27 protein-coding genes and 2 tRNA genes are annotated in these 26,927 nt (G+C 69.6%); 7 read left to right on the top strand and 22 right to left on the bottom strand.

Annotation, left to right across the window (positions count from 1 at the left end; translation table 11 throughout):
- Positions 1 to 22: 22 nt before the first annotated feature.
- The 8 genes from G5T42_RS14575 to G5T42_RS14540 form a co-directional block, all read right to left on the bottom strand.
- On the bottom strand, positions 23 to 1,141 hold the full coding sequence (locus tag G5T42_RS14575; RefSeq protein ID WP_165129512.1) for an epoxide hydrolase: 1,119 nt from the start codon (positions 1,139 to 1,141) through the stop codon (positions 23 to 25).
- A gap of 9 nt (positions 1,142 to 1,150) precedes the next feature.
- Positions 1,151 to 2,140, bottom strand: coding sequence for a serine hydrolase domain-containing protein (locus G5T42_RS14570; protein WP_165129511.1), 990 nt, complete (start codon positions 2,138 to 2,140; stop codon positions 1,151 to 1,153).
- 48 nt (positions 2,141 to 2,188) lie between these two features.
- Positions 2,189 to 3,457, bottom strand: a complete 1,269-nt coding sequence (gene clpX / locus G5T42_RS14565; RefSeq protein WP_165129510.1) for an ATP-dependent Clp protease ATP-binding subunit ClpX — start codon at positions 3,455 to 3,457, stop codon at positions 2,189 to 2,191.
- Positions 3,458 to 3,648: 191 nt separating this feature from the next.
- The gene (locus tag G5T42_RS14560; protein WP_165129509.1) at positions 3,649 to 4,320 is read right to left on the bottom strand and encodes an ATP-dependent Clp protease proteolytic subunit; all 672 of its coding nucleotides are present in this window, start codon (positions 4,318 to 4,320) and stop codon (positions 3,649 to 3,651) included.
- 28 nt (positions 4,321 to 4,348) lie between these two features.
- Complete coding sequence (locus tag G5T42_RS14555; protein ID WP_165129508.1) at positions 4,349 to 4,933, bottom strand: ATP-dependent Clp protease proteolytic subunit; 585 nt, start codon at positions 4,931 to 4,933, stop codon at positions 4,349 to 4,351.
- 93 nt (positions 4,934 to 5,026) lie between these two features.
- Positions 5,027 to 5,494: a tetratricopeptide repeat protein gene (locus tag G5T42_RS14550; RefSeq protein WP_165129507.1), complete on the bottom strand. Its 468-nt coding sequence runs from the start codon at positions 5,492 to 5,494 to the stop codon at positions 5,027 to 5,029.
- Between the two features lie 79 nt (positions 5,495 to 5,573).
- Positions 5,574 to 6,986, bottom strand: coding sequence for a trigger factor (gene tig, locus G5T42_RS14545; protein ID WP_165129506.1), 1,413 nt, complete (start codon positions 6,984 to 6,986; stop codon positions 5,574 to 5,576).
- 81 nt (positions 6,987 to 7,067) lie between these two features.
- Positions 7,068 to 7,141: transfer RNA gene (locus G5T42_RS14540), tRNA-Pro, on the bottom strand.
- A gap of 156 nt (positions 7,142 to 7,297) precedes the next feature.
- Here G5T42_RS14540 and G5T42_RS14535 point away from each other — a divergent pair.
- Positions 7,298 to 8,206: an alpha/beta hydrolase gene (locus tag G5T42_RS14535; protein WP_165129505.1), complete on the top strand. Its 909-nt coding sequence runs from the start codon at positions 7,298 to 7,300 to the stop codon at positions 8,204 to 8,206.
- A 20-nt stretch (positions 8,207 to 8,226) separates the two neighbouring features.
- Here G5T42_RS14535 and G5T42_RS14530 read toward each other — a convergent pair.
- From G5T42_RS14530 to G5T42_RS14515, 4 genes are all read right to left on the bottom strand, one after another.
- A tRNA-Gly gene (locus G5T42_RS14530) sits at positions 8,227 to 8,300 on the bottom strand.
- Positions 8,301 to 8,361: 61 nt separating this feature from the next.
- Entirely contained in the window at positions 8,362 to 8,661 is a 300-nt protein-coding gene (locus G5T42_RS14525; RefSeq protein ID WP_165129504.1) for a hypothetical protein, read from the bottom strand.
- 94 nt (positions 8,662 to 8,755) lie between these two features.
- Positions 8,756 to 9,127, bottom strand: coding sequence for a hypothetical protein (locus G5T42_RS14520; RefSeq protein ID WP_206535655.1), 372 nt, complete (start codon positions 9,125 to 9,127; stop codon positions 8,756 to 8,758).
- A gap of 1 nt (position 9,128) precedes the next feature.
- The gene (locus tag G5T42_RS14515; protein ID WP_165129502.1) at positions 9,129 to 9,671 is read right to left on the bottom strand and encodes a gamma carbonic anhydrase family protein; all 543 of its coding nucleotides are present in this window, start codon (positions 9,669 to 9,671) and stop codon (positions 9,129 to 9,131) included.
- A 123-nt stretch (positions 9,672 to 9,794) separates the two neighbouring features.
- Between G5T42_RS14515 and G5T42_RS14510 the strand changes: the two genes are divergently transcribed.
- Positions 9,795 to 10,280 carry a DNA starvation/stationary phase protection protein gene (locus G5T42_RS14510; protein WP_165129501.1) on the top strand — a complete coding sequence of 162 codons (486 nt, stop codon included), beginning with the start codon at positions 9,795 to 9,797 and terminating at the stop codon, positions 10,278 to 10,280.
- A gap of 57 nt (positions 10,281 to 10,337) precedes the next feature.
- Here the strand turns inward: G5T42_RS14510 and G5T42_RS14505 are convergent, their stop codons facing one another.
- The 7 genes from G5T42_RS14505 to G5T42_RS14475 all read right to left on the bottom strand — a co-directional run bounded on the left by G5T42_RS14505 (position 10,338) and on the right by G5T42_RS14475 (position 17,470).
- Positions 10,338 to 10,988 (bottom strand): response regulator transcription factor, encoded by a 651-nt coding sequence (locus G5T42_RS14505; RefSeq protein WP_165129500.1) that lies wholly within the window; start codon positions 10,986 to 10,988, stop codon positions 10,338 to 10,340.
- Between the two features lie 20 nt (positions 10,989 to 11,008).
- Positions 11,009 to 12,391 carry a sensor histidine kinase gene (locus tag G5T42_RS14500; RefSeq protein ID WP_165129499.1) on the bottom strand — a complete coding sequence of 461 codons (1,383 nt, stop codon included), beginning with the start codon at positions 12,389 to 12,391 and terminating at the stop codon, positions 11,009 to 11,011.
- A gap of 91 nt (positions 12,392 to 12,482) precedes the next feature.
- Positions 12,483 to 13,979: an amidohydrolase family protein gene (locus G5T42_RS14495; RefSeq protein ID WP_165129498.1), complete on the bottom strand. Its 1,497-nt coding sequence runs from the start codon at positions 13,977 to 13,979 to the stop codon at positions 12,483 to 12,485.
- The gene (locus G5T42_RS14490) at positions 13,976 to 14,614 is read right to left on the bottom strand and encodes an FMN-binding negative transcriptional regulator (RefSeq protein ID WP_165129497.1); all 639 of its coding nucleotides are present in this window, start codon (positions 14,612 to 14,614) and stop codon (positions 13,976 to 13,978) included. The genes G5T42_RS14495 and G5T42_RS14490 overlap by 4 nt, the downstream gene beginning before the upstream one ends.
- 44 nt (positions 14,615 to 14,658) lie before the next feature.
- Complete coding sequence (locus G5T42_RS14485) at positions 14,659 to 15,663, bottom strand: DNA glycosylase (protein ID WP_165129496.1); 1,005 nt, start codon at positions 15,661 to 15,663, stop codon at positions 14,659 to 14,661.
- Positions 15,663 to 16,211: a ribose-5-phosphate isomerase gene (locus tag G5T42_RS14480; protein WP_165129495.1), complete on the bottom strand. Its 549-nt coding sequence runs from the start codon at positions 16,209 to 16,211 to the stop codon at positions 15,663 to 15,665. Before G5T42_RS14480 ends, G5T42_RS14485 begins: the two co-directional genes overlap by 1 nt.
- Positions 16,212 to 16,255: 44 nt before the next feature.
- Positions 16,256 to 17,470: a ferrochelatase gene (locus G5T42_RS14475; protein WP_165129494.1), complete on the bottom strand. Its 1,215-nt coding sequence runs from the start codon at positions 17,468 to 17,470 to the stop codon at positions 16,256 to 16,258.
- A gap of 148 nt (positions 17,471 to 17,618) precedes the next feature.
- Here G5T42_RS14475 and pepN point away from each other — a divergent pair, with 148 nt between their 5' ends.
- From pepN to G5T42_RS14455, 4 genes are all read left to right on the top strand, one after another.
- The gene (gene pepN / locus G5T42_RS14470) at positions 17,619 to 20,177 is read left to right on the top strand and encodes an aminopeptidase N (RefSeq protein ID WP_165129493.1); all 2,559 of its coding nucleotides are present in this window, start codon (positions 17,619 to 17,621) and stop codon (positions 20,175 to 20,177) included.
- A 167-nt stretch (positions 20,178 to 20,344) separates the two neighbouring features.
- The gene (locus G5T42_RS14465; protein WP_241246081.1) at positions 20,345 to 21,373 is read left to right on the top strand and encodes a mechanosensitive ion channel domain-containing protein; all 1,029 of its coding nucleotides are present in this window, start codon (positions 20,345 to 20,347) and stop codon (positions 21,371 to 21,373) included.
- Entirely contained in the window at positions 21,370 to 21,882 is a 513-nt protein-coding gene (locus G5T42_RS14460) for a globin (RefSeq protein ID WP_165129491.1), read from the top strand. Before G5T42_RS14465 ends, G5T42_RS14460 begins: the two co-directional genes overlap by 4 nt.
- A gap of 36 nt (positions 21,883 to 21,918) precedes the next feature.
- Positions 21,919 to 23,592: an FAD-binding dehydrogenase gene (locus G5T42_RS14455; protein ID WP_165129490.1), complete on the top strand. Its 1,674-nt coding sequence runs from the start codon at positions 21,919 to 21,921 to the stop codon at positions 23,590 to 23,592.
- A 22-nt stretch (positions 23,593 to 23,614) separates the two neighbouring features.
- On the opposite strand, the gene G5T42_RS14450 is transcribed toward G5T42_RS14455, so the two are convergent.
- Both G5T42_RS14450 and G5T42_RS14445 read right to left on the bottom strand, forming a co-directional pair.
- The gene (locus G5T42_RS14450; RefSeq protein ID WP_165129489.1) at positions 23,615 to 24,643 is read right to left on the bottom strand and encodes a magnesium and cobalt transport protein CorA; all 1,029 of its coding nucleotides are present in this window, start codon (positions 24,641 to 24,643) and stop codon (positions 23,615 to 23,617) included.
- A 68-nt stretch (positions 24,644 to 24,711) separates the two neighbouring features.
- Positions 24,712 to 25,386 (bottom strand): hypothetical protein, encoded by a 675-nt coding sequence (locus tag G5T42_RS14445; RefSeq protein ID WP_165129488.1) that lies wholly within the window; start codon positions 25,384 to 25,386, stop codon positions 24,712 to 24,714.
- A gap of 59 nt (positions 25,387 to 25,445) precedes the next feature.
- Between G5T42_RS14445 and G5T42_RS14440 the strand changes: the two genes are divergently transcribed.
- Positions 25,446 to 26,345: an acyl-CoA thioesterase II gene (locus G5T42_RS14440; protein WP_165129487.1), complete on the top strand. Its 900-nt coding sequence runs from the start codon at positions 25,446 to 25,448 to the stop codon at positions 26,343 to 26,345.
- Between the two features lie 7 nt (positions 26,346 to 26,352).
- On the opposite strand, the gene G5T42_RS14435 is transcribed toward G5T42_RS14440, so the two are convergent.
- Positions 26,353 to 26,880 carry a thioesterase family protein gene (locus tag G5T42_RS14435; RefSeq protein ID WP_241245844.1) on the bottom strand — a complete coding sequence of 176 codons (528 nt, stop codon included), beginning with the start codon at positions 26,878 to 26,880 and terminating at the stop codon, positions 26,353 to 26,355.
- Positions 26,881 to 26,927 lie beyond the last annotated feature (47 nt).

The raw sequence follows: 26,927 nt of genomic DNA, 5'->3' as shown, positions 1-26,927 counted from the left end.
GCGGCCGCTCCGCCGGCCGCCTCTACCCGACCAGGTTCAGCTCGCGCGCGAACGCCCGGACCCGGTCGGCCATCGCCTGTGGCACCTCCGCGACCGCGAAGTGGCCGCCCTCGTCCAGACGCTCGAACACGCGGAGGTCGCGGTAGAACCGGCGGGCGAGGGATTCGGGGTAGTCCCCCTCGTGCTGCTGGATGAAGACCGCGGCCGGGATCTCGACGGGCGGCATCGGCTGCGGCTGGTCGGCGCCCTCGTAGTACGGCCGGAAGGAGGTTCCGATCGACTGGGTCACCCAGTAGATCATCGCCTCGGTCAGTATCCGATCGCGCGAGATGCGACGCTCCACCGACTCCGGCTCGCGCGACGGCGTGTCGCTCCACTCGACGAGCTTCTCGGCGAGCCACGCGGTAAGACCGGCCGGCGAGTCGTTCAGGGCCGCGGCGAGGGTGTCGGGTCGCGTGGCTTGAATGTGGCCGTAGCCCCCGTCGGCCTGATGATCGGCGCGGAGTCGTTCGAAGAATGCGACCTCGGCCGGCTCCCTCAGAGCCGCTCGCTCACCCGTCGACGGGAAATGCGCGTGGGTTGCGATCACGCCGAGCACATGGTCGCCCCGCGTCGCGGCGAGGAGGTCGTTGACGTTCGCCGACACATCCTCGCCGTAGGTGAGGTACCGCTCGTAGCCGAGGACTTCCGTCATCAGCGCGTCCATCGTGTGCGCCAGATTCTCCTCGTTGATCGGACGGTCGGAGTACGGGGTGGAGAACGCGAACCCCGGCAGGCTCGGCACGACGACGTGGAAGTCGGGCAGGAGGTCGGCGAAATCGAGCTGCAGCGCGAAGGTGTGCGGCCAGCCGTGCATGACGAGGAGCGCGGGGGCCGCGGCATCCGTCGCCCTCAGGTGCGCGAAGTGGACCTCGGCACCGTCGATCTCGGCGATGAACTGGGGATGCCCGTTGAGCCAGCGCTCGCGCGCGCGCCAGTCCAGGTCGCGCCAGGAGCCGACCAGGTCGGCGAGGTAAGTCCCCGACATTCCCGACGGAGGGCGTCGGGGCGAGTCCGGAAGCGGCCGGAACCGGTCGAGCCGCTCATGGAGATCGATGAGTTGGGAGTCTGGGACGTGCACGGCGAAGGGCCGGATGCTCATCTGCGAAGACTAAAAGGGACCACCGACACGAGCGCCGCGGCGCGCAGCCCCCATGAGGTCCCGCGTCCGCGCGAACGTCGGCACTTCGATGTTCGCCAGGCCCGAAACCGTGGCGCCGGTCACCGGGTCGTGCCGGCTCACGGCCGTCACGCCGTGGTCCGACCCTGCCAGGACGAAGTCGGCGCCGTCCAGCCAGATTCCGCGCCCGTAGCCGAGGCCGTCGCCCGCGTCGGGGGTCACCTCCTGTGTCGCGAGCGCGAAGATCTCGGGCGACACGATGCGGCCGGACACGAGCGCCTGCCAGAAGGCATGCAGGTCGGCGGCCGTCGAATGCGCGCCGCCGTCACCCGAGCCAACCACGGGCAGTTCGAAGATGTTCGAGCGACCATCGTCCTTGTACCCGGTGGCGGTCCCGGGGGGAAGATGATCCGACCGCGGAAAAACGGATGCCGTCATCCCGGCCGGGTCGAAGACACGTCGGCCCACGAGGTCGGCGAAGGAGAGACCCGAGACGCGTTCGGCGATGACCGCCAGCACCACGTAGCCGCCGTTGCAGTAGGAGAAGCGTTCGCCTGCGGGGAACTTCGTCGGAAAGCCGTCGAGGACCGCGAGGTAGGCGGGCGTCGAGTCGAGCGCCTGGACCGGCACCGTCATCGGCGCGAGCGCGTCGATCTCCTCATCGAGATAGTCGCCGATCCCCGACGTGTGCGTCAGCAGATGGTCGACGGTCACGTCGTCGGCGATGAGCGGCAGGTCATCGCCCAGGATCTGTCTCGCCGGCGTGTCGAGGGCGAGTGCGCCGTCCTGGACGAGCGACAGGACCGAGAGCGCCGTGAAGGTCTTCGTGCCGCTCGCGAGCCCGAAACGCGTAGCCGGGGTGTTGAGCGCGCCGGCCGTGCGGTCCGCGAGGCCGACCGCCCACTCGCCGAGGATGTCGTCGCCGCGCCGGAGGCTCAGGACGCCGGTGAAGCCTTCGAGATCCGGCGTGAATTCCTCCACGGGTCAGACTCCGAACCGATGCGCGGGAGGGTCCGTCAGGGAGCGCCGTCAGGCGCTCTTGCGCTTGTGCCGCAGAACGAGGGTCGGGGCGGCGCCCTCCTCGACGGCAGCGCGCGTCACGATGACCTTGTCGACGTCTTCGGCCGACGGGATCTCGAACATGATCGGCCCGAGGACGTCTTCGAGGATGGCACGCAGCCCGCGGGCGCCGGTCTTGCGCGCGACGGCTAGGTCGGCGATCGCCTCGAGTGCGTCGCGCTCGAACTCGAGCTCCACGCCGTCGAGCTCGAACATGCGCTGGTACTGCTTGACGAGCGCGTTCTTGGGCTCGGTGAGGATCTCCATGAGAGCGTGCTGATCGAGCGGCGAGACCGATGCGACGACGGGGAGCCGACCGATGAACTCGGGGATGAGACCGAACTTGTGAAGGTCTTCCGGCCGCACCTCGCTGAAGAGATCGAGGTCCTGGCCCTTGTCGTGAAGCGGGGCGCCGAAGCCGATGCCGTGCTTGCCAACGCGGGTCGACACGATGTCTTCGAGTCCTGCGAAGGCCCCGGCGACGATGAACAGGACGTTCGTCGTGTCGATCTGGATGAACTCCTGATGCGGGTGCTTCCGGCCGCCCTGCGGCGGCACCGACGCGACCGTGCCCTCGAGGATCTTGAGGAGCGCCTGCTGCACGCCTTCGCCGGAGACGTCGCGCGTGATCGACGGATTCTCGGCCTTGCGGGCGATCTTGTCGACCTCGTCGATGTAGATGATGCCGGTCTCGGCGCGCTTGGTGTCGAAATCGGCGGCCTGGATGAGCTTGAGGAGGATGTTCTCGACGTCTTCGCCGACGTAGCCGGCCTCGGTGAGCGCGGTCGCGTCCGCGACGGCGAAGGGCACGTTGAGGCGCTTCGCCAGTGTCTGCGCGAGGTACGTCTTGCCGCAGCCCGTGGGGCCGATGAGCAGGATATTGCTCTTGGCGATCTCGACCTCGTCGGCGCGCTGCTCGGCGGGCTGGAGCGTGCCGTGCGCGCGGATCCGCTTGTAGTGGTTGTAGACGGCGACCGACAGGGCGCGCTTGGCCGGCTCCTGGCCGACGACGTACTCCTCTAGGAACGCGAAGATCTCACGCGGCTTCGGCAGGTCGAAGTCCGACACGACACCGGCGCCCTGCTCCGCGGCGCGCTCTTCGATGATCTCGTTGCAGAGCTCTACGCACTCATCGCAGATGTAGACGCCCGGGCCCGCAATGAGCTGCTGGACCTGCTTCTGGCTCTTTCCGCAGAAGGAGCACTTGAACAGGTCGGCGCTCTCACCGATGCGGGCCATGTGGCTCTCCTCCTTGCGCGCCGGCCGTCTGCCGGCTGATGTCGAGCCTAACCGTTGCAGTCGACAAGCGGCGGGATTGCGACGCCCAATGTGGAGGCGGAATCCGGCCGTTCCGCTGCGAGCGGAACGGATGCGCACGAAGAAGCCCCGCCGCCCCTGAGATCGGGACGGCGGGGCTTCATCGGCGAAGGCTACTTGGTCAGAGCCGCGGGGATGCGCTTGCGGGTCGTCAGGACCTGGTCGACCAGACCGTAGCTGACCGCCTCCTCGGCGGACAGGATCTTGTCGCGATCGATGTCCTTATTGACCTCTTCCGCGGTCTTGTTCGAGTGCCGCGCGAGCGTCTCCTCGAGCCATGTCCGCATGCGCATGATCTCGGCGGCCTGGATCTCGATGTCCGACGCCTGGCCGTGACCCGCCTCACCCATCGCGGGCTGGTGGATCAGGATCCGGGCGTTCGGCAGGGCGAGGCGCTTGCCCGGCGCGCCGGCGGCGAGCAGCACCGCCGCGGCCGATGCCGCCTGGCCGAGGACGACCGTCTGGATCTGCGGCGACACGTACTGCATCGTGTCGTAGATCGCAGTCATGGCCGTGAACGAGCCGCCGGGCGAGTTGATGTACATGATGATGTCGCGGTCGGGGTCCTGGCTCTCGAGCACGAGGAGCTGGGCCATGACGTCGTCGGCGGACGCGTCGTCGACCTGCACGCCGAGGAAGATGACGCGGTCCTCGAAGAGCTTGTTGTAGGGGTCCTGGCGCTTGTAGCCGTACGCCGTGCGCTCCTCGAACTGGGGCAGCACGTAGCGGCTGCTGGGAACCTGCAGTCCCTGCGGACCGGGGATGCCGAAGGTCGGGGTGTTCATTCGGGTTCTCTCTCTTTCGCCGCAGGTCTCAGGCAGCAGTTCCGCCGCCGCCGATGACGTCGGCTGCGGACTCGCGGATGTGGTCGACGAAGCCGTACTCGAGCGCCTCCTGGGCGGTGAACCAGCGGTCCCGGTCGCCGTCGGCGTTGATCTGCTCGACGGACTTGCCCGTCTGCGCCGCGGTGATCTCGGCGAGGCGCTTCTTCATGTCGAGGATGAGCTGCGCCTGCGTCTGGATGTCGCTCGCCGTGCCGCCGAAGCCGCCGTGCGGCTGGTGCAGCAGCACTCGCGCATTGGGCGTGATATAGCGCTTGCCCTTCGTGCCCGCCGTCAGCAGCAGCTGGCCCATCGAGGCAGCCATTCCGATCCCGACCGTCACGATGTCGTTCGGCACGAACTGCATCGTGTCGTAGATCGCCATGCCCGCGGTGATCGAGCCGCCGGGCGAGTTGACGTAGAGGTAGATGTCCTTCTCCGAGTCCTCGGCGGCGAGGAGGAGGATCTTCGCGCAGATCTCGTTGGCGTTGTCATCGCGCACCTCCGAGCCCAGCCAGATGATGCGGTCCTTCAGCAGCCTGTCGAAGACGCTCGTCGCGACAAGGGGTTCGGCCATGTTCACTCCTGTTTCGGGTGGTCGTGCCAATGAATCTACCGGCGCACTCCAGACGACCCGCCCGTGTTCGCCCTGGGCAGAGAAGGGGCGCGCCTAGGCCAGTTCGCGTGCGTACCCGGCCACGGACCGGGTGTAGCGGGGCAGGTGCGGCGCGAGCGCCTGAAGGGCGACGGATGCCCCGTGCACGGCCTCCCCCGCAGTGACGAGGGCGAGCGCGTAGAAGGCGGCGACGGCGTCGTGAAGCGGGCCGCCGGCCCCCTTCTCGTACTCCTGACGCAGGAGCGCCAGGCTCTCGTCGATCTTGCCGAGGTTGCGGATGGTGCTCGCGAGCTGGATGACGGCCTGCACCCGGCGCTCCTCGTCGAGCCCTGAAACCAGGGCGGCCCGGTACAGCGGCTCCGCCTCGGTATCCCGCCCGGCCGAATCCCGCGCCCCTGCGCGCTCGAAGAGCGCCACCGCATCGTCGGGGCGCTCCTCGGCCAGCGCGTCGATCATCTCGATGCGCTCTTCGTCGCCGACCTCGGCCGCCCAGGCGGCTGCCATGCGCTCTTCCCAGTCCATCCCGTCTCCTCCTCGGACGACGAAGGGGGTGGATGCCGCGGCACCCACCCCCTCCTGTCGATCGCTGTCGCGACCTTGATTACTTCTTCTTGGCAGTCTTCTTCGCAGGCTTCTCTTCGGCCTCTTCGGCTGCGATGATCTCGTCGGCCTCGGCCGCGGCATCCACAAGCTCCTCGGCCTCTTCGACGACCTCGTCCTCAGCGGCGGTCTCGTCGTCGACGGCGACGAAGCCCGTCAGGTCGACGGGAGCGCCGTTGGAGTCGACGACCGAGACCTTGCCCAGCGCGACCGCGAGGGCCTTGTTGCGGGCGACCTCGCCGACGATCGCGGGAAGCTGGTTGTTCTGCTGCAGGGCGTCGACGAAGTCCTGCGGGGCCATGCCGTACTGCGCGGCCGACTGCACGAGGTACTGCGTGAGCTCGTCCTGCGAGACCTGGACCTCGAACTTCTCGGCGATCGCATCGAGGAGCATCTGCGTGCGGAACTGCTTCTCGCTCGCCTCGGTCACCTCGGCGCGGTGCACGTCGTCCTCCAGACGGCCCTCGCCCTCGAGGTGGTTGTGCACCTCGTCCTCGACGAGCTGCGCCGGCACGGGGATCTCGACCTGCTCGAGGAGCTGCTCGACGAGCTTGTCGCGCGCCGCAGAGCCCTGCGTGAAGACCGACTGCTGGCCGACGCGCTCCTTGAGGCTGTCGCGCAGCTCGGCGATCGTGTCGAACTCGCTCGCGATCTGGGCGAAGTCGTCATCGGCCTCGGGGAGCTCGCGCTCCTTGACGGCGTTGACCGTGACCGAGACCTCGGCCTCTTCGCCGGCGTGGTCGCCGCCGACCAGCTTCGAGCGGAACGTCGTGTCCTCGCCCGCAGTGAGCGAGTCGATGGCCTCGTCGATGCCCTCGAGGAGCTCGCCGGAGCCGACCTCGTACGACACGCCCTCGGCCCGGTCGATCTCGTCGCCGTCGATCGTGGCGACCAGGTCGAGCTCGACGAAGTCACCGGTCGTGGCGGGGCGGTCGACCGTGACGAGCGTGCCGAAGCGGCCGCGGAGGCGGTCGAGCTCCTCGTCGATGGCGGCCTCGTCGACCTCGGCCGCGTCGACCGTGATCGTGGTGCCCTCGAAGTCGGGGAGGTCGAATTCGGGGCGGACGTCCACCTCGACCTCGACCTCGAGGTCGCCCGAGAAGTCCTTCTCGTTCGGCCACTCGGTGACCTCGGCGCTCGGACGGCCGAGCACGCGCAGCTCCTGGGCCTGGACGGCCTCGCGGTAGAACGTGTCGAGGCCCTCGCTCACGGCGTGCTCGAGCACGGCGGTGCGACCGATGCGCTGATCGATGATGGGCGCCGGGACCTTGCCCTTGCGGAAGCCGGGGATCTGGACGTCCTGAGCGATGTGCTCGTAGGCGTGCTTGATGCTCGGCTTCAGCTCGTCGGGGCTGACCGTGATGTGCAGCTTGACCCGTGTGGGGCTGAGCTTCTCGACGGTGCTGTTGACCATGCCGTTTCGTTCTCCTCGTGTGGACCGCGCGCGTGCGCGGCTGCTGAAGGTCTGGTGTTTCGAGTTCGAGAGGCCGTGACGTCGGGGCGACAGGATTTGAACCTGCGGCCTCCCGCTCCCAAAGCGGGCGCTCTACCAAGCTGAGCTACGCCCCGGGCGGGTGCACACGCATGCGCGCGCCGAACGGCCCCGAGAAGTCTAGCCGACGCGCAAGGGGGTCACCTGTGCGGGGCGATTCGCACCCTCGCGGTGTTGACAGTGCTCGCCCGCGGATGGCACGTTCCCCTCAGGCATGCGAAGGGGTGTCAGCCATGACGACAGGATCGAGCACAGCGCCGAACTTCGAGCACCGGCGGCGGATGCATCCCCGCCGTCCGCAGACGACGCTCGCCGAGCGCTGGACGCTCGTCGACGGGATCGACGTCTTCTACCGCGAGTCCGTGAACCCGCCCGACGCGCCTGTCATGATGCACGTCCACGGCTTCGGACTCTCGGGGCGATACCTCCTCCCGACGGCCGAGAAGCTCGCGGACGAGTTCCACACCCTCGTGCCCGATCTGCCGGGGTTCGGCCGCAGCGGCAAGGCGCCGGACCAGCTGGACGTCCCCGATCTCGCCCGCGCCGCGGCGCGCTTCCTCGACGACCGGGGCATCGAGAAGGTGACCCTGGTCGGCAACTCGATGGGGTGCCCCGTCATCTGCGAGTTCGCCTATCACTACCCCGAGCGGCTGGAGCGGGCCGTGCTGGTCTCGCCGGCCGGCGGTGTCCACAATCAGCCCCTCCGCCGCGCCGTCGCGCAGCTCGCGAAGGACGGCGGCCGCGAGCCCCGGAAGATGGTCGGCGTCGCGACGCCCGACTACCTGCGCTTCGGCGTGCCGAGCACCTTCAAGATGTTCCGGGCGCTCACCCAGTACCCCTCGCTCGAGCGCCTCCTGAGCATGCACGTGCCCACGCTGGTCGTTCTCGGCGACCGCGATCCCCTCCTCCCGAAGGCGGCGCGGATCCAGGAGATCGCGTCGCTGACCGACAACCACGTGCTGGTCGTCTCGATGGAGTCGGCCGCCCACGCGATCAACTTCAGCCACCCCGACGAGCTGGCGCACGTGATCCGCCTCTTCATGGAGGACAAGCCCATCCGCGACCACGCAGAAGGCAACAAGCACACCCGGATCGTCGAGGTCCACCGGGGGACGCTGCATCCCGAGCCGAAGCCCGAGTGAGTCGCACACGTCCGGGCATTTGGAGGGGATGACGGGAATCGAACCCGCACCATCAGTTTGGAAGACTGAGGCTCTACCATTGAGCTACATCCCCGGAGCGCGCCGAGGCGCACCGGACGAGTCTAATACACGCGATCAGCCGCGCCACGCAGGCCTCAGGTCAGGTCGGTCCGGAACATCGCCCTGAGCTCCCGCCGGATCCTCTGGCGGATCGCCGTCCCCCGCACGACGCGCAGTCGAACCAGGTGGGCCGTGAGGACGACGGCGGCGAGCAGCGTCAGGGCGATGGGGAGCATCATCCCGACAAGGACGCCCCACGTCTGCGTGCCGCTCTCGCCCCACATGACGGCCAGGAAGACGGCGACGACGGCGAACACGAAGGCCGTCGTGCTCAGGGCGACGGTGGCGGCCGTCTCGCCGCGGCGGGATGAATAGGTCTTGGCGCGACGCGACATGCGGCGCCCCCTAACTGCACTGCGGGTTCGCGAGGGGAACCGTCACGGTACGCCGCGTCGCCTGTGGTCGCGCAAGGGGTTGCGGATCGCGGTCCTATGCGCTTCCCAGGCCCTCCAGCACGGCGGTGAAGGACTCGGGCAGCACGACGTTGCCCGGCGCGCCGCGGAAGAAGCCCGCGACCTGCTCGGGACGGTAGCCGGCGATCCCGCAGCCAACCTCGGTCACGAGGAACCGGAGTTCAGGGTGCTCTGCCGCGAACGCGAGGAACCGGGCCGCCTGCTCCTCGAACACGCGGAGCCCGGACATCGTGTCGATGCCGTACGACTGCCCCTGCAGGCCCTCGGACTGACCCCAGATCGCCCCGAACCGGTCGTACGCGAAGCGCGCCGCTCCCCCGCCGTGCGCGCCGGAGGCGTTCGAGCCGAAGACGAAGACCTCGTCCGGGCGGAGGGATTCGATGCGCACGTCACGCCTCCAGCGGCGCTGCGCCGGCATGGGTCGAGAGGTGGGCACGGTACGTCTCGGCGTTGCGGAGGATGCCGGCCCGCTCCTCGTCGGTGAGCTCGCGCCGGACCTTCGCCGGAACGCCGGCGACGAGCGATCCCGGCGGGATGACCGTGCCCTCGAGCACGACGGCGCCGCCGGCGACGAGGCATCCGTCCCCGATCACCGCCCCCGAGAGCACGACGCTCCCCATCCCGATGAGCGAGCCGTCGCCGATCGTGCAGCCGTGGACGACCGCGTTGTGTCCGACCGACACGTTCTCGCCGATGACGGTCGGATGCCCCGCATCGACGTGGACCGACACGTTGTCCTGCAGGTTGCTGCCGGCGCCGACGCGGATGGCATCGCTGTCAGCGCGCAAGACGGCGTTGTACCAGACGCTGGCGCCCTCACCGAGTGCGACGTCGCCGATCACGCGGGCCCCCGCGGCGACGAACGCCGAGGCGTCGATCGACGGGGAGCGGCCGGCGAGGACGAGGACGGAGGCATCGGCGTCGATGGTCATGCCCCGAGATTACGGGAGGGGAACGAGCCAGGTGAGCCCAGCCTTCGCTTCCTTGCGGAATGCATCGCGCTGAGTAGCGTTGAACCCGGACGACGAGAACCCGTCCAGACGGAGGCGTGCGATATGACCAAGATCCAGACCACCCCAGCCACGGCTGCCGACCCCGAGGTCGCAGCCGGATCGGCCCAGTTCCTCACCCCGATCGCCCTCGGGCTTCAGGCCCTCGCCGTCAACGGCAAGCAGGCGCACTGGAATGTCCGCGGTGCCAACTTCATCGCCATCCACGAGCTCCTCGACACGATCGTCGTGCACGCGCAGGACGGTGCTGACCAGGCCGCGGAGCGCATCGTCGCCCTCGGCCTTCCCATCGACGCGCGTCTCGGAACCGTCGCCGAGAAGACCCGCCCGACAACGCTCTCGGCCGGCTTCTCGCAGTGGGAGGACACGATCCGTGCCGTCATCTCGGACATGGATGTCGTGATCGCCGACGTGCAGGCCGCCATCGACGGTCTCGACGAGATCGACCTCACGAGCCAGGACATCGCGATCGGCATCAAGGAGAGCATCGAGAAGGACCGCTGGTTCCTCTTCGCTCACCTGGCCGAATAGGCGCCGTCAGCACGACGAAGCCCCCGGAGAGATCCGGGGGCTTCGTCGACTGCGCATTCAGTGCTGCAGGAAGGCGAGCACGGCGAGCACCCGTCGGTGCTCGGTCGCCGAGTCCTCGAGGCCGAGCTTGAGGAAGATCGAGCTGATGTTCTTCTCGACCGCTCCGACGCCGATGAAGAGGCGCTCCGCGATCGCGGAGTTGCTCCGCCCCTCGGCCATGAGTTCGAGCACATCCCGCTCCCGCGGAGTGAGCCTCGACAGCGGGTCGGGACGTGCCGCGAGCAGCCCGCGCACGACGAGCGGGTCGAGCACCGTCCCGCCGTCGTAGACGCGTTCCACGGCATCGGTGAACTCGTCGAGCGAGGTCACGCGGTCCTTGAGCAGATAGCCGATGCCGCCTTCGCCGCCCGCCAGCAGCTCGCGCGCATAGACGCCCTCGACGTACTGACTGAGCACCAGGATGCCGAGGCGCGGCAGCGCCGCGCGAAGGGCGATCGCGGCACGGATGCCCTCGTCCTTGAACGCCGGGGGGAGCCGCACGTCGAGCACCGCGACGTCGGCCGAGGCATCTCGAACCCGATCGACGACATCGTCGACGTCGCCCCACGCGCCTGCCGGCACGTAGCCCGCCTCATCGAAGAGGCGGACCAGTCCCTCGCGCAGGAGCACGGAGTCCTCGACGAGGACGACGCGAAGCGGCCGGGTCACCCCGTCAGGATAGGCGGTCGTCACGGCGCGGCCGGGGTCGTCGCGAGCGGGATGTGCACTCCGATGCGGGTGGGTCCGCCGACGGGCGACGAGAGCTCCAGGTCGCCGCGCAGGCCGCGCACCCGGCCACGCAGACCTTCCAGGCCGTGCCCGGCACGGAACTGCGCACCGCCTCGGCCGTCATCGACGAGCCAGACATCGAGCAAAGGCGTATCGCCGGCGGCCGGCTGCGCGATCCAGGCGCGGAGCGTCGCGCCCGTCGCCGCCGAGTGCTTGACGGCGTTGGTGAGCAGCTCGGCGACGACGAAGTAGACGGTCCGGGCGACTTCTGGGCTGACGGCGACGTCGAGTGCCGGGTCGAGCTCGGCGCGTACCGGGATGCTGCTGGCGAGCGACAGCGCCTCGAGGGCGGCGCGGAGACCGCGGTCCTGCAGGAGCGGCGGTGCGACGCCGGCGGACAGGGCTCGGAGCTCGTCGAGGGCGGCAGCGGCATGCCCGCGCGCCTCGCGCGCGAGCTCGGCTGCGGCATCCGTGTCTCCTGCCGCCGCGCGCCGTTCGAGCGACGCGAGATCCATCTGGAGGCGCACGAGCCGCTGCTGCGGTCCGTCGTGGATGTCGCGCTCGAGGCGCCGCAGCGCCTGGTCCTCGGCTTGCACGGCGGCGGTGCGCGCCGCGGACTCGGCACGGACCTCGGCGGCGAGCGCGTCGGAGTCCCAACGACCGAGCATGCCGCGGGCGATCGCGTGGTGCGCGCGGGCGAGCCCGCCCAGCACCCAGGGCATCGTGAAGGTGAAGAGAATGCCGGCCAGGAGGTAGAGCGCGACCTCGACCGCCCACGACGACCAGCCACCGAAGAGCCAGGGCACGGCCTCCGCGACGTACGAACCCCACTCCCCGCCGTCACCGCGCGGGATGAACAGCCCCCAGAACCAGTACGTCAGACCGCCGAAGCCGATGCTGAGCCACGCGACGGTGAGCGCGAACGAGATCGTGCTCACGACGGGGCTGACGATCATGCCGTGCAGGAGGTACACCCAGTAGTGCGCATTGCGCAGCGGACGGCTGAACGTCGCCCAGAAGCCCGTGCGCTCGTCGTCGTCGCGATTCCATTCCGGCTCCGTGATGGCGGGGAGGCCGGTGAGCTGCAGCAGGAAGCGGTCTGCCACGCCGAAGCCACGGGCTACGAGCAGGGTCAGCACGATGAGCGGCAGCCCGATCACAAGGATGAGAAGTCCGACGCCCGTCCAGAAGAGGCTCGCGAGCACGCTGAGCGATGTCATGGCCAGCGCGAACACGACGAGCAGATAGACGGCGCTGCCGGGCGTGCGCTTCCAGAGTTCTCCGTAGCCGCGCCAGAAGGGCGGCGTGATGGCGGGAGCGGCGGGGATGGCTGTGGTGCTCATGGGTCCTCCAGGTTCTCCCCCAGCATCCCGGTTCCGCGGTCGCCGCGGCATCCGCTCGCCTCCCCGATCGAGAGGGGGGACAACCCCCCGATCAGCCGAGGTGCGTGAGGCGCCCGCCGAGCAGAGTGGCAGTCACACGCATCGCGCGCAGCGCCCCTTCATCGCTCGCGAGCGGGTTCGTCTCGCACACCACGAGGTCGGCGGGCGAACCCGGCGCGATGACCGCGGGCGCATCGGAGCCGCCGTGCGTCGACGCGGCGAGAGCGACCGCTGCGCTGAGGGCCTGCTCGGGATGCCACGGCTCTCGGCCGTCGCGGGTGCGGAAGACCGCCGCCGCCATCGCCGCCCACGGGTCGAGCGCCGTCACGGGAGCGTCGGAGCCGAGGAGCAGGTTCGCTCCCGTCGCGGCGAAGGCCGCGAGGGGGTACGGGAGGGCCGTCTGGCCGGCCCAGATCGTGTCGGTGAGGTCGCGATCGTCGATCGCGTGCTCGGGCTGGACGCTCGCGCCGACCCCCAGCCGGCCGAAGCGCGGGATGTCGGCGTGCGCGACGAGCTGAGCGTGCTCGATCGTCCCCGTCGCCTGTGTCACGGCGTATGCGTCGAGCGCGTGCGAATTGGCGACATCGCCGATCGCGTGGATCGCGCACGACAGTCCGCCGGCCGTCGCGGCTGTCATGAGCTCGACGAGGGTCTCGGGCGCCACCGTCAGGATGCCGTGGTTGCGGGGGTCGCCCGGGTAGGCGTGCGAGCACGCGGCGGTCCGGGTGCCGAGCGAACCGTCGGTGATGACCTTGAGGGACCCCACTCGGGCGAGATCGGATGCCGCTCCGCGCGCGACATCGCCCGTCTGCAGTCCCTCGGCCAGCGCCCGCGACAGGTGGTCGGGGTAGATGCCGAACTCGACGCGGAGCACGTCGAGGCCGTCGCGGGTGCGCCGGGCCCACGCCTCCTCGTTCCATGCCATGTCGAGATCGACGAGCCCGACGATCCCGCGGGCCGCGGCATCCGTCGCCATCCGGCGGATCAGCCGATCGCCCGTGACGTCGTCTACGGCGTTGAGCCGGCGCGAGATCTCGAAGGCGGGCTCTTCGCGGAGGAGGCCGGTGTCGGACCCGAATCCTTCGCGCCGCAGGGCGGCGCTGTTGAGCCACACGCTGTGCACATCTGCGTTGATGAGGTACGTCGGCGTCTCGCCGGTCGCCGCGTCGAGGAGCGCGAGCGTGGGCTCGTCGGCCCAGAAGGCGTCGCGGAAGCCGGTGCCGACGCGCCGGTCGTCGACGATCGGCGCCTGGCCCATGAGCGCCGCGGCGTGGGCGGCCGACGTCGCGTGCCCGAGAGGAACACGCTGGACGACGAGCGCCCACTGCATCGTGTGCACGTGGTGGTCCCAGAGCCCGGGGATGAGCCATCCGCCTCCCCCGTCGAGCACCTGACCGCGCTCTCGCAAAGCGCCGCGAGGTGCGATGTCGGAGAGAAGGCCGTCTTCGATGAAGACGTCGAACGGCCCCTCGTCGGGCAGCAGCTCGCTGCCAGGCCCGACGATGCGGACGTCGGTGATACTGGCGACGGAATCGCCGACCGCCGTCACTCCGCGCTCCGCAGCGCGGCGTGCGCGCGGCGCATCTCGTCGGCGAGGGCGGGATTCGCATACCCGCCGTCGCCGCTCAGCTCAGCGATGATCGTGTCGACGACCTCGGCCGACTTGTTCTGGCTGAGCTTGCGCTTAGCGACCACGCGCGTCGGCGTCAGACGGAAGCCGACGGTCCCCCTCTCCAGCCGCTCCACGTAGGCGGGGTCGTTCGGCGGCTCCCACAGCAGCCGGGGCTGCGGCATCCGCGCCTCGAAGCGAGCCACGAGGCGGTCCAGCACCCGCAGGTTCTCCTCCGGGGTCAGCACCTCCGGGATGCCGGAGAGGTGCGCCGAGACGAAATTCCAGGTCGGCACATTCGCGGCGTCGCCGTACCAGCCCGGCGAGATGTAGCCGTGCGGACCCTGGACGACGACGAGCAGCTCGCGCTCCCCGAGGCCGTGGATCATGTCGTCGGGCTTGCCGACGTGGCCGACGATCGTGAGGTCGTCTCGGTCCTCATCGAGGATGACGGCGTAGTGCGAGGCGACGAGTCCGTCGTCGGTCGAGCTCACGAGCGTCATCCACGGATTGCGGTCGATGAGGCGTCGCAGCTCGGCGACGTCGGTCATCGCGAAGCTCGGGTTCTGGCGCATGGATCCAGATTAGAAGGCGGATGCCGCGGCCGCCGCCCGTCGGCTCATGCCTGGCAGTACGGGCACCAGTACAGCTTGCGGGAGCCCATCTCCTCGAGGAGGATCGCGGTCCCGCAGACTCGGCAGGGCAGGCCCTGCCGGCGGTAGACCCAGTGCCGATCTTCGCGATTGGCCATCGCGGCACGCCAACGCTCCGGGTCGAGATCGTCCATCGTCATCATCTGGCCGGTCTCGACGCCGATGGCGAGCAGACCGACCCAGTCGCGCCAGATCGCCCGCACCACGTCTTCGGGCACCTCGCGCCCGGGAGTGTGGGGGTTGAGGCGCGCACGGTAGAGGAGCTCGGCGCGATAGACGTTGCCGATGCCGCTGACGACCGACTGATCCATGAGCAGCAGCCCGATCGGCGTCGGCTTGCGTCGCACGACCGATGTGAAGCGCTCCTCCCCCTCGGCGATGTCGTCGACGAGCGGGTCGGGGCCGAGCTTCGCGATCGTCGCGGCGACCTCGTCGGGCGACTGGATCTGACACGCGGTCGGACCGCGCAGGTCGGCGCACGTGACGTCCGTCAGAAGCCGCAGGCGGACCTGACCGACGACGGGTGGCGGCCATTCCCCGTCCTCCTCGGGAAGACCCGTCGTCTGCTCCGACATGCGCACGTGCACGCGGGCGCGACGCGGCGCCCCGATCGAGGTGAGCGAGTTCTCGCCCGCGCTGTCGAGGACCGGCTCGTCGTCGTCCAGGATCGTCCCGCGCTGGTTGGTCTGCCCCATCCGCCCGTTCGCCGAGGCGATCGTCGGGTCGGCGACGACCTCGCCGGCGAAGTCCCACGCCCCGTACATGCCGAGGTGGACGCGCAGCCACGTGTCGCCCTCGAACCCGAGGAACATCTGCTTGCCGACTGCCCGGACCGCCTCCGCGACACGGCCGTCGAGCAGCTCTGCGCCCTCGGCGAAGCGGCCCTGGGGGCTCGACGCGCGCACGGCGCGCCCGACGATGTTGCGATCGAACTGTCGTGCGATCCGGTGGACGGAATGGCCCTCGGGCATCAGCCTGCTTCGGGGTCCATCGCGTCGGCGGACTCGCCGCCGGTCGGTGCGCTCAGGGCACCACCGGCACGCGGGTCGGGCACCAGGCTGCCGTCCCTCTCGAAGTCGGCGATCTGGTGGATGCGACGGATGTGGCGCTCCTCGTTCGAGAACGGCGTCGCGATGAAGCGGTCGATGAATGAGGCCGCCTCCTCGAACGTGTGCTGACGGGCGCCGATCGCGATGACGTTGGCGTCGTTGTGCTCGCGCGCGAGCTCGGCGGTCGCGATGCTCCACACCAGCGCCGCACGAACGCCCTCGACCTTGTTCGCGGCGATCTGCTCGCCGTTGCCCGAACCGCCGAACACGACGCCGAGGGACTGCATCCCCGCCGCCTGATCGCGCACGACCGCCTGGGCGGCGCGGATGCAGAACGCGGGGTAGTCGTCGAGGGGCTCGTAGTCGAGGGGACCGTGGTCGACGACATCGTGTCCCGCCCCAGCCAGGTGGTGCTGCAGCTGGGTCGAGAACTCGAGGCCGGCGTGATCGGTCGCGATGTGGATGCGCATGGGCCAATCCTAGGGACGCGGAAGGAGGGCGGTTCGGCCGGAGGTCAGGGCGCGATGCCCGCGGCGGCCGGCTTGAAGCCCGCCCGGATGTTCTCGCAGCAGCCGGGACGGCAGACGTCGAACCACGGACCGAGGTCGGTCTCGTGCGGGCGGTCGGAAGTCGGAGCCCCATTGACGCGCTCCAGCACCAGGTCGACCAGTCCCTTGACGAACGCGGGGTCGACGCCCGGGGTGGGCGTCCGCACGGCCTTGATGCCGGCTTCCTGAGCGGCCTCCATCGCCTCGGTGTCGAGGTCCCAGAGCACCTCCATGTGGTCGCTCACGAAGCCGAGCGGGACGATGGCGATGGCCTCGATCCCCTTCGCCGGCAGTCCTTCGATGACGTCGTTGATGTCGGGCTCGAGCCACGGCTGCGACGGCGGCCCCGACCGCGACTGGTAGACGAGCTCCCAGCCGACCCGGCCGGCGGCGGGCTCCTCGGCTGCGAGGTCCGACATGATCCGCTCCGCGACCGCGAGGTGCTGCGTGGCGTAGGCGCCGCCGTCCCCCCACTCGACGTCGCGCGGACCGGAGCGGCGTGCGTCGTCCATGGGCACGCTGTGCGTCGAGAAGAGAACGCGGACCGCCTCGGGCGCGATCCCCTGCGACAGGTAGCCCGTGACGGCGTCCCGCACGCCTTCCGCGAACGGAGTGACGAATCCCGGGTGATCGAAGAACTGCCGCACTTTGTCGATCGTGACGGTGCCGGCGAGCTCCGTCTCGGTGAGCACGCGCGCGAAGTCCTCGCGGTACTGACGGCAGCTCGAGAAGGAGCTGTAGGCGCTCGTGGCGATGGCGATGAGCTTCGTACGACCGGATGCCGCGGCATCCGTCACCGCCTCATCCAGGTACGGCGCCCAGTTGCGGTTGCCCCAGTAGACGGGCAGATCGATCCCCCGGCGGGCCAGCTCGTCCTCGAGCGCCGCCTTGAGCGCCCGGTTCTGCTCGTTGATGGGGCTCACGCCGCCGAAGTGGCGGTAGTGATGCGCGACCTCTTCGAGCCGCTCGTCGGGGATGCCGCGACCGCGCGTGACGTTGCGCAGGAAGGGGATGACGTCGTCCTGTCCCTCGGGTCCGCCGAAGCTCGCGAGCAGGATCGCGTCGTATGCGACCGGCGTCTCGATGTGCGGCTCACCGGACGAAGCCTCGGGGGAGGCGAACGGGACGAGACCCTTTTGGCTCGTGCTGTCGGGTTGCTGAATCTCGTGCGCGTCGACCACCGGACCATCCTGTCACCGGCAGGCGGGGGCAGGGTCCACATGGCTCCATCGCGAGACACCTCCTGGCATAGGCTGGGACGGTTGTCGCCGGAGCCAGCAGCATCCGTGCGAGGCGTCCATCCCCCATCACAAACGGGAGCAGAGCGAAGTGCCTGGAGAGAACCTCACCCGCGTCGAGGCGCAGGAGCGCCGCGCGATCATCGACCCCTCGGGGTCCGGGATCTCGTACGAGATCAGCCTGAATCTGACGCAGGGCGACGAGATCTTCGGATCCCGCACCGTCGTGCGCTTCCCCGCGACGGAGGGCGCGTCGACGTTCATCGACCTGATCGCGCAGAGCGTGCGCGAGATCACGCTGAACGGCCGCTCGATCGACCCCGCGACGGCCTTCGCCGATTCGCGCATCGCTCTCGACGACCTTGCGGCCGACAACGAGCTCGTGGTCGACGCCGACGCCCTCTACACCAACACGGGCGAGGGCCTGCACCGCTTCGTCGACCCGGTCGACGGCGAGGTCTACCTGTACTCGCAGTTCGAGGTGCCCGACTCTCGCCGCGTCTTCGCGGTGTTCGAGCAGCCCGACATCAAGGGGACGTTCCAGTTCACCGTCACGGCTCCTGAGCCGTGGAAGGTCGTCAGCAACTCCCCCACGCCCGAGCCGAAGAAGCACGGCGACGGGTCCGCGACCTGGACCTTCGCGCCCACGCCCAAGATCTCGTCGTACATCACGGCGCTCATCGCGGGACCGTACGAGGTCACGACGTCCGAGCTGACCAGCGCGTCGGGCCGCGTCATCCCGCTCGGCGTGTACGCCCGCAAGAGCCTCTGGCCCTACATGGACGCCGAGTACGTCTTCGAGACGACGCGAAAGGGCTTCGCGTACTACGAGGCGAAGTTCGACTACCCCTACCCGTTCGAGAAGTACGACCAGCTCTTCGTCCCCGAGTTCAACGCGGGCGCCATGGAGAACGCAGGCGCCGTCACCTTCACCGAGACGTACGTCTTCCGCAGCAAGGTGACGGATGCCGTCAAGGAGCGTCGTGTCGTCACGATCCTCCACGAGCTCGCCCACATGTGGTTCGGCGACCTCGTGACGATGAAGTGGTGGAACGACCTCTGGCTCAACGAGTCGTTCGCCGAATGGGCGTCGACGATCGCCACTGCCGAGGCCACCGAGTGGACCGAGGCGTGGACGACGTTCAACGCGATGGAGAAGACCTGGGCCTACCGCCAGGACCAGCTCCCCTCGACGCACCCCGTCGTCGCGACGATCAACGACCTGGAGGACGTGCAGGTCAACTTCGACGGCATCACCTACGCCAAGGGTGGATCGGTGCTCAAGCAGCTCGCCGCATGGGTCGGCGTGGAGGCCTTCTTCGCCGGCGTGGCCGCCTACTTCAAGAAGCACGAGTTCTCGAACACCGAGCTCTCCGACCTGCTGGCCGAGCTCGAGACGACGAGCGGCCGCGAGCTCGCGACGTGGTCGAAGAAGTGGCTTGAGACGGCAGGGGTCAACACGCTCTCACCCGAGATCACGACCGATGTCGACGGCCGCATCACGCGCTTCGCGGTCGTGCAGACCGCCCCCGCCGACTATCCGACCATCCGCCCGCACCGCCTCGGCGTCGGCTTCTACAGCCTGCAGGGCGACGCGCTCGTGCGGGTGCACCGCGTCGAGCTCGATGTGGACGGCGACCTCACCGAAGTGCCCGAGCTCAAGGGCGTCGAGCGTCCCGACCTGGTGCTCCTCAACGACGAAGACCTCGCCTACGCGAAGATCCGGCTCGACGAGCGCTCCCTGTCGACGGCGATCGAGCACCTCGCCAAGATCAGCGACCCGCTCGCGCGCTCGCTCGTGTGGGGCGCCGCGTGGGACCAGACGCGCGATGCCGAGGCCTCCCCGAGCGACTACATCGACCTGGTGCTGCGCAACATCGGCGCCGAGACCGAGTCGACCACCGTGCGGACCACGCTCGGGCAGCTTCAGCTCGCCGCCAACTCGTACGTCGCCCCCGAGAAGCGGTCGGCGTCCCGCGAGAAGGTCGCGAACGCGCTCTGGGACCTCGCGCAGGCCGCCGAGCCGGGCAGCGACAGCCAGCTTCAGCTCGTGACGGCCTTCGCCAGCGCCGCCTCGACGTCGGCGCAGTGGGAGAAGGTCCGCCAGGTGCGCGACGGCGAGATCTCGTTCGACGGCCTCGAGATCGACACCGACCTCTCATGGCAGCTGCTCGTGTCGCTCGCCGCGGGCGGAGTCGCGACCGAGGCGCAGATCGATGAGGCCCTCGCGGCCGACAACACCGCGAAGGGCGGCGAGTTCGCGGCCCAGGCGAAGGCGGCGATCCCGACGGCGGACGCGAAGAAGGCGGCATGGGCGTCGCTCATCGACAGCGACGACCTGCCCAACACCATCGTCCGTGCCGCCGCTGCCGGCTTAACGCACCCCGCGAGCGTCGAGCAGCTCGGGGCGTTCGTGGGCCCGTACTTCGACATGCTGCTGCCCATCTGGGACTCGCGCACCTACCAGATCGCGCAGTACCTCATCGTCGGCCTCTATCCCGCCGCCCTCGCGAACGTGCAGTTGCGCGATGCGACCCGCGCCTGGCTCGCGGCCCACGCCGATGCCGCCCCGGCCCTGCGCCGTCTCGTCAACGAGAACCTCGCGGGCACCGAGCGCGCGCTGGCCGTGCAGGAGCGCGACGCGCGCTGAGCGATGACGGATGCCTCGCCCCGCGCCGGGGCGAGGCATCCGTCGTCTGCACAGGCATTCAGGGGGGCGGTGAGGCGCCGCCGAATAGGATCGAGTCGATGCAGATGACTAGCGCGGACGGTGGTGGCGGGATCGCTCCGATCAACTGGGAAGAGCTCTGGGCGGGGATGCCGGCCTTCTTCACGAACGCCGGGCTGACGCTGCTCTCGATCCTCGGGATCATCCTCGGCGCGATGCTGCTCGCCTGGATCATGCGCAGCGTGATCGACCGGATCGTGGGCCGGATCGTCCGCGGCGCCAAGTCGAAGGCCAACGTCGACGACACTCAGGCGCTCGACCGGTCCCCCATCGCACAGGTGCGTCTCGTGCAGCGGACGCGGACGCTCGGCTCGATCCTCACGAACATCGTCAACGTCACGATCGTCATCGTTGCGATCATCCTGATCGTCTACCGGATCAACAGCGAGATCATCGGCTCGTTCACGCTCCTCACGGCGGCGATCGGCGCCGGCCTCGGCTTCGGCGCGCAGAACATCGTCAAGGACGTCCTCAACGGCATCTTCATCGTCGCCGAGGACCAGATCGGCATCGGCGACGTCGTCGACCTCGGGCTCGCGACCGGCATCGTCGAGTATGTGAGCGTGCGCGTGACGAACGTGCGCGACGTCAACGGCACCCTCTGGTACGTGCGCAACGGCGAGATCACCCGCATCGGCAACATGTCGATGGGCTGGTCGCGCGTCATCGTCGACCTTGCCGTCCCCGTCGATGCCGACATCGACGAGGTCGAGGACGCCATGCTCGACGCGGCGAAGGGGCTGCGCAACGAGCCCAAGTGGCGCAGTCGCATCCTCGAGACGCCGGAGGTCTGGGGCCTCGAGTCGGTGTCGGGCGATGCTGTCGTCATCCGTCTCGTCATGAAGACCCGCCCGAACGCCAAGGACGACGTTGCGCGGGAGCTGCGCATGCGCCTGAAGAACGCGATCGACGAGCTCGGTCTCACGCTCCCCCAGCTCACCTCGATCACGCTCACCGGACTCGACGCGGCGCAGAGCGTGCGCGGCGCCAACCCGCCGAAGACCCGCCCGACCCCCGTGACGAAAGTCCCCGAGAAGCCGGTCTGGAAGCCCAAGAAGCCGCGGGCCAAGCGTCACGACGACGCCGCCGACCGTCCCGACGGAGAGCCGACACCATGACCGAGCAGCACCCCACGCCTTCCTCCGACCCCCAGGCGACGGATGCCTCGCCCCTGACCTTCTACGAGGAGATCGGCGGCCGCGAGACCTTCGTGCGCCTCGTCGACACGTTCTATCGCGGTGTCGCCGAGGACGAGGTGCTCAAGCCCATGTATCCCGAGGAGGACCTCGGCCCGGCTCAGGTGCGTCTGACGATGTTCCTGGAGCAGTACTGGGGCGGACCCACGACGTACAGCGAGCAGCGCGGTCACCCGCGACTGCGGATGCGGCACGCGCCGTACCACGTCAACCCCGACGCGCGGGACCGCTGGCTCTCGCACATGCGCGCCGCCGTCGACGCGCTGGAGCTCCCACCGCTCCACGAGGCCACTCTCTGGGACTACCTGCAGCGGGCCGCGCATGCGATGGTCAACACGTTCGAGCCGACCGGCATCGGTCCGGCAGCCGGCGGGCGCGCGGCATCCTCCCTTCCTGTCACGGCTCAGCAGCCCGATACCCGCACCACCTGACGCGAACCCGCACGACACGACGACGAAGGAGTCGCCATGCCCCCCGCCACCACTCAGAATCACTCCGCCGACGTCCTCGTCGTGGGATGGGGCCTCTCCGGTCTCGTCGCGGCGAGCGAGGCCGCCGCAGCCGGCAAGAGGGTCGTCATCGTCGACCAGGAGCCTCGCTCGAACCTCGGCGGCCAGGCGTGGTGGTCGTTCGGCGGGCTGTTCTTCGTAGACTCCCCCGAGCAGCGCCGCATGGGCATCAAGGACTCGCTCGACCTGGCCCGCCAGGACTGGTTCGGCACCGCGGGATTCGACCGGGACGAGGATGCCTGGCCCCGGCGCTGGGCCGAGGCCTACCTGCAGTTCGCGGCCGGCGAGAAGCGGTCATGGCTTCGCGAGAAGGGCGTCGGGTTCTTCCCTGTCGTCGGATGGGCTGAGCGCGGCGGCTACGGCGCCACCGGCCCCGGCAACTCGGTGCCGCGCTTCCACATCACGTGGGGCACGGGGCCGGGGATCGTGGCGCCCTTCGCCGCAGCGGTGGAGGCGGGCGAGGCGGCGGGCCGGATCACCATCCTCCCGCGTCACCGCGTGACCTCGCTCACGACCGCGGGCGGTGCCGTCACGGGCGCATCCGGGACGATCCTCGCGCCGTCGGGCTCGGTCCGCGGCGCGGTCAGCTCACGCGAGGTCGTCGGCGACTTCGACGTGACCGCCTCGGCAACGATCGTCTCGTCAGGCGGCATCGGCGGCAACCACGACCTGGTGCGCGCGATGTGGCCGGCTCGGCTCGGCACCGCTCCCGCCACGATGGTGACGGGGGTGCCGGCTTACGTCGACGGGTCGATGCTGCCCGTCGCCGAGGCATCCGGAGCCCGCGTGATCAACGGCGACCGCATGTGGCACTACGTCGAGGGACTGCAGAACTGGGATCCGGTGTGGCCGGGCCACGGCATCCGGATCCTCCCCGGACCCTCGTCCCTCTGGCTCGATGCGACCGGCAACCGGCTGCCCGTGCCGCTCTACCCCGGGTTCGACACGCTCGGGACCCTCGCGCACCTGCGTGCGACGGGCCACGACCACTCGTGGTTCGTGCTGTCGCACAGGATCATCGAGAAGGAGTTCACGCTGTCGGGCAGCGAGCAGAACCCCGACCTCACGGGCAAGGACGTCCCGCTCCTCGTCCGCTCGCGCCTCGGCAAGGGCGCGGCGGGCCCCGTGCAGGCGTTCATGGACAAGGGCGCGGACTTCGTCGTGCGCGACAACCTTCCCGACCTCATCGCCGGGATGAAGGCCCTTCCGGGCGGCGACGTGCTCGACGGTGATCGCGTGCGGATGGAGCTCGAGGCCCGCGACCGGGAGATCGAGAACGACTTCACGAAGGATGCGCAGATCGCGATGCTGCGCTCCGCCCGGGCGTATCGCGGGGACAGGCTCATCCGGACAGCCGCCCCGCACCGCATCCTCGACCCGGCGGCCGGCCCGCTGATCGCGGTCAAGCTCCACGTCCTCACGCGCAAGTCGCTCGGCGGGATCGAGACCGATCTGTCCGGTCGCGCGTTGGCGGCCTCGGGCGACCCCGTTCCGGGCCTCTACGCGGCGGGCGAGGCGAGCGGATTCGGCGGCGGCGGTGTGCACGGCTATCGCGCACTCGAGGGCACCTTCATCGGCGGATGCCTCTTCTCGGGCCGCATCGCCGGCCGGGCCGCGGCATCGGTCGTCTGAGCCGCATTCCCGAGGTCGCGGCTTACAGCCACCTTCTCGCGCGGAAGACGAGGTACAGCACGACCGCCGACGCGAGCATGAGGAGCAGGGCGAAGAGGAAGCCGCCGCCCCAAGAGGTGCCCGGCATCGCGCGGAAGTTCATGCCGTAGATCGCCGCAACGAGCGACGGGGCGAAGATGATCGCGGCCCACCCCGAGATCTTCTTCGCCTGCTCGCTCTGCGCGAGGCTCGTCTCGGTGAGGGTGCGCATCTCGTCGTTCTGCTGCTGCGCCACGAGGGTCGAGTGCGTCATGAGCGCGTTGGAGAGGGTCTGGCGGAACTCGTCCGCCTTCTCCGTGATGGAGATCACGTGGTCGAGCACATCCCGGAAGGAACGGCGCAGCTCGAGGGCGTGCGGGTCGTCGGCGTCGCCGCTCTCGAGGTCCTCGCGAAGCGTCGTGATGATCTTCACGAGCGGGCGGATGGCGCGCTGGAGCTCCATGACCTCCCCTGCGAGACCGTAGATGCGCTTGGCTACCGCCCGGTCGCCGGAGAAGAGCTGGAATTCGATCTCGTCGATGTCGTTCTCGAGACCGGCGACGACCGGCTCATACTCGTCGACGACCTGGTCGACGATGGCGTACAGCACGCCGAGCGGTCCGCGTTGGAGCAGGTCGGGGGCGCTCTCGAGCCGAGCACGGACCTTAGCGAGATCGGGCGACTCGGCGTGCCGGATGGCGATCACGAAGTTCGGTCCGACGAAGACGTGCACCTCGCCGAACTCGACGGACTCGTCGGCGTCGATATACCGCGCGGGTCGCAGGACGACGAATCTCGTCTCCCCGTAGCGGTCGAGCTTGGCCCTTTGATGACCCGTGAGCGCATCCTCGACCGCGAGCTCGTGAAGGCCGAACTCGGCGGCGGCCGTCCCGAGCTCCTCCTCCGTCGGCCGATAGAGGCCGATCCAGGCGAATCCACCCGCGAGGTCGAGGGCGTGCAGCGTGCCGGCCAGGCTCGCGGGGCTCGCCACGCGGCGGCCGTCGACGTAGATGGCGTCGTCGATCAAGGTCACGGCGTCAGTCTTGCACCCGCGACCCGGCGGAGTGGCGCTTGAGCGCGTTCCGCGCCCGCTATGTTCAGCTAGGCGCCCGTGCCGGTCTCTCGCACGGGGGTGAGGCCCGAGCGCACGGGACCGCGGACGAGCACGTGGCCGCGCCGCAGGCTCACTCGCGTCCAGGCCGAGGTGCGGCGGACCGCGGCCTCCTCCTCGCCGACGATGAAGCCGAGCGTGAAGGCGGCGAAGGCCGTGCCGAGCGGCAACCCGCCGAGGGCCTCGTCTGGTGCGCCCCAGACGCTCGCCCGGACGGTCCGCACGACGTCCTCGCCGGGGTCGGCGGGCATCGCCTCGGCGACGGCCGCGATGCCGTACTGCGCCCTGGCGGCGAGGACGGATGCCTCGATCCCCCCGGCCGGCTCCCACCCGCCCCGCGGCGGCGCGATCCCCGCCCACGCGGGCGACTGCGCGACGTCGGGAAGGACAACAGCCGACCGGTCGTCGTCGGCGAGAACGAGAAGCGTGGGGTCGACGACGAGGTCGCAGACGAGCTCGGGATCGACGGGGAGGGCGCGGAGGGCGAGGATCGTCGGCGTCGTGTCGAACAGGCCGCGCGGGGCGAGTGGTGCCGACGTCATGGCCAGTGTGCCGTTGGCGGCCTGCAGGCGGACGCCGCTGTCACCGAGCCGCGCGGTGCGGCCGGCGAAGGTGAGGGCGTCGGCCGCGGCCTCGGGATCGGAGAAGAGAAGGCGCTGCGACATCCGCCCTAAACTACCAAGCGGTGCGGAAGCCGCCGCCCCCCGGCCGCCTGGAGGACGACGTGACCGACGCCGCGGAGCCGCAAGAGAAGCCGCGGGACGCCGATCCGGTCGCCGCGCTGCTTTCGGTGCTCGACCTGGCCGATTCCGACGCGCGCACGACCGAGGACATCTTCACCGGCGTCTCGCAGCCCATGCCCCTCGGCCGTGTCTACGGCGGGCAGGTCCTCGCGCAGTCGATCGTGGCCGCCGACCGGACGATTCCGGAGGGGCGTGTCGTCCACTCGATGCACGGGTATTTCCTCCGGCCCGGCGACTCCTCCAAGGGGATCACGTTCGCGGTGGATCGCATCCACGACGGCCGCTCCTTCTCCACGCGGCGGACGCAGGCGTTCCAGGAGGGCGTGCCGATCTTCTCGATGATCTCGTCGTTCCAGGATGAGGATCCCGGCATCGAGCACCAGCAGGCGGTTCCCGAAGGCATCCCTCTCCCGGATGAGCTGCCTGACGTCGAGGACCACCTCACGGGGCTGCATCCGATGACGAAGCGCCTGTTCCTGGACCGACCGGTCGACGTGCGCCACGTGCCCTCGCCGATCTACGTGACGGTCGAGGGTGATCGGGTGCCTCGGCAGGCGGTGTGGATGCGAACCCGCAGTCCGCTGCCGGATGACGATGCCGTCCACCGCGCCGCGCTGGCCTATCTCAGCGACCTGACCATCCAGGAGTCGATCCTGCGCGCCCACGGCGTGGCCTGGGCGACGCCGGGGCTCAAGGTCGCGAGCCTCGACCACGCGATGTGGTGGCACCGGCCTGGGCGCGTGGACGACTGGCTGCTGTATGTGCAGGAGTCACCGAGCGCTCGCGGGGGGCGCGGGCTCGCGACGGGGCGGATCTATTCGCGCGACGGCGTGCTGATCGCGAGCGTCGCGCAGGAGATCACGGTCCGCGTCCCGTCCTGAGGGGTGCTCAGCGCCGGTGCGCGTAGTTGATCGGCTCGCCCTGGTAGGGCGTCCACGCGGCGCGCTCCTCGGGCGTCAGCCGCAACGGCCGGCCGGATGCGGCATCCACCTTCACGACGACCGTCGTGGCGCGCGCGTATACGGTCTGACGTCCGTCGGCATCGGCCATCTCGCGGGGGCTGCACACCTCGTAGCAGACCTCGATGCTGGACCCGCCGAGCTTGCCGAACCACATCTGCACGTCGAGGGGGAAGCGCTGGTACGGCACCGGGGCGAGGTACTCGATCTCCTGCCGCGCGATGAGGGTGAGTACCCCGCTGTGCAGACCGGAATCGAGCACCGCGGTCGGCGGCGCGGTCTCCCCCGGGTCGGGCTGCCAGAAAGCGCGCACGCGCGCCTCTTCGAGCAGCTTGAGCATCGACGTGTTGTTGACGTGGTTGAACGCGTCGAGGTCGCCCCACCGGAGCGGGATCGGGATGTGGAGGCGGCGCCCTTCCGGCGTCGCCTCCACGGTCGCGATCGGCTGGTCAGTCACGCGTGATCCTCACTGCGCTCGTCGACACGCTGCAGTCGCCAGGGAAT

This window comes from Microbacterium sp. 4R-513, from assembly GCF_011046485.1.
Classification (GTDB): Bacteria; Actinomycetota; Actinomycetes; order Actinomycetales; family Microbacteriaceae; genus Microbacterium.
Note: the sequence above shows the minus strand (reverse complement) of the source record. Positions and strands in the feature narration are given on the sequence as shown.

What these genes read in the sequence shown, in the direction of transcription:
- G5T42_RS14575 (WP_165129512.1), bottom strand. Translation starts at nt 1,141, where the DNA reads ATGAGCATCCGGCCCTTCGCCGTGCACGTCCCAGACTCCCAACTCATC.
- clpX (WP_165129510.1), bottom strand. Translation starts at nt 3,457, where the DNA reads ATGGCCCGCATCGGTGAGAGCGCCGACCTGTTCAAGTGCTCCTTCTGC.
- G5T42_RS14560 (WP_165129509.1), bottom strand. Translation starts at nt 4,320, where the DNA reads ATGAACACCCCGACCTTCGGCATCCCCGGTCCGCAGGGACTGCAGGTT.
- G5T42_RS14555 (WP_165129508.1), bottom strand. Translation starts at nt 4,933, where the DNA reads ATGGCCGAACCCCTTGTCGCGACGAGCGTCTTCGACAGGCTGCTGAAG.
- G5T42_RS14550 (WP_165129507.1), bottom strand. Translation starts at nt 5,494, where the DNA reads ATGGACTGGGAAGAGCGCATGGCAGCCGCCTGGGCGGCCGAGGTCGGC.
- tig (WP_165129506.1), bottom strand. Translation starts at nt 6,986, where the DNA reads ATGGTCAACAGCACCGTCGAGAAGCTCAGCCCCACACGGGTCAAGCTG.
- G5T42_RS14535 (WP_165129505.1), top strand. Translation starts at nt 7,298, where the DNA reads ATGACGACAGGATCGAGCACAGCGCCGAACTTCGAGCACCGGCGGCGG.
- G5T42_RS14525 (WP_165129504.1), bottom strand. Translation starts at nt 8,661, where the DNA reads ATGTCGCGTCGCGCCAAGACCTATTCATCCCGCCGCGGCGAGACGGCC.
- G5T42_RS14515 (WP_165129502.1), bottom strand. Translation starts at nt 9,671, where the DNA reads ATGACCATCGACGCCGATGCCTCCGTCCTCGTCCTCGCCGGCCGCTCC.
- G5T42_RS14510 (WP_165129501.1), top strand. Translation starts at nt 9,795, where the DNA reads ATGACCAAGATCCAGACCACCCCAGCCACGGCTGCCGACCCCGAGGTC.
- G5T42_RS14500 (WP_165129499.1), bottom strand. Translation starts at nt 12,391, where the DNA reads ATGAGCACCACAGCCATCCCCGCCGCTCCCGCCATCACGCCGCCCTTC.
- G5T42_RS14490 (WP_165129497.1), bottom strand. Translation starts at nt 14,614, where the DNA reads ATGCGCCAGAACCCGAGCTTCGCGATGACCGACGTCGCCGAGCTGCGA.
- G5T42_RS14485 (WP_165129496.1), bottom strand. Translation starts at nt 15,663, where the DNA reads ATGCCCGAGGGCCATTCCGTCCACCGGATCGCACGACAGTTCGATCGC.
- G5T42_RS14480 (WP_165129495.1), bottom strand. Translation starts at nt 16,211, where the DNA reads ATGCGCATCCACATCGCGACCGATCACGCCGGCCTCGAGTTCTCGACC.
- G5T42_RS14465 (WP_241246081.1), top strand. Translation starts at nt 20,345, where the DNA reads ATGCCGGCCTTCTTCACGAACGCCGGGCTGACGCTGCTCTCGATCCTC.
- G5T42_RS14460 (WP_165129491.1), top strand. Translation starts at nt 21,370, where the DNA reads ATGACCGAGCAGCACCCCACGCCTTCCTCCGACCCCCAGGCGACGGAT.
- G5T42_RS14455 (WP_165129490.1), top strand. Translation starts at nt 21,919, where the DNA reads ATGCCCCCCGCCACCACTCAGAATCACTCCGCCGACGTCCTCGTCGTG.
- G5T42_RS14445 (WP_165129488.1), bottom strand. Translation starts at nt 25,386, where the DNA reads ATGTCGCAGCGCCTTCTCTTCTCCGATCCCGAGGCCGCGGCCGACGCC.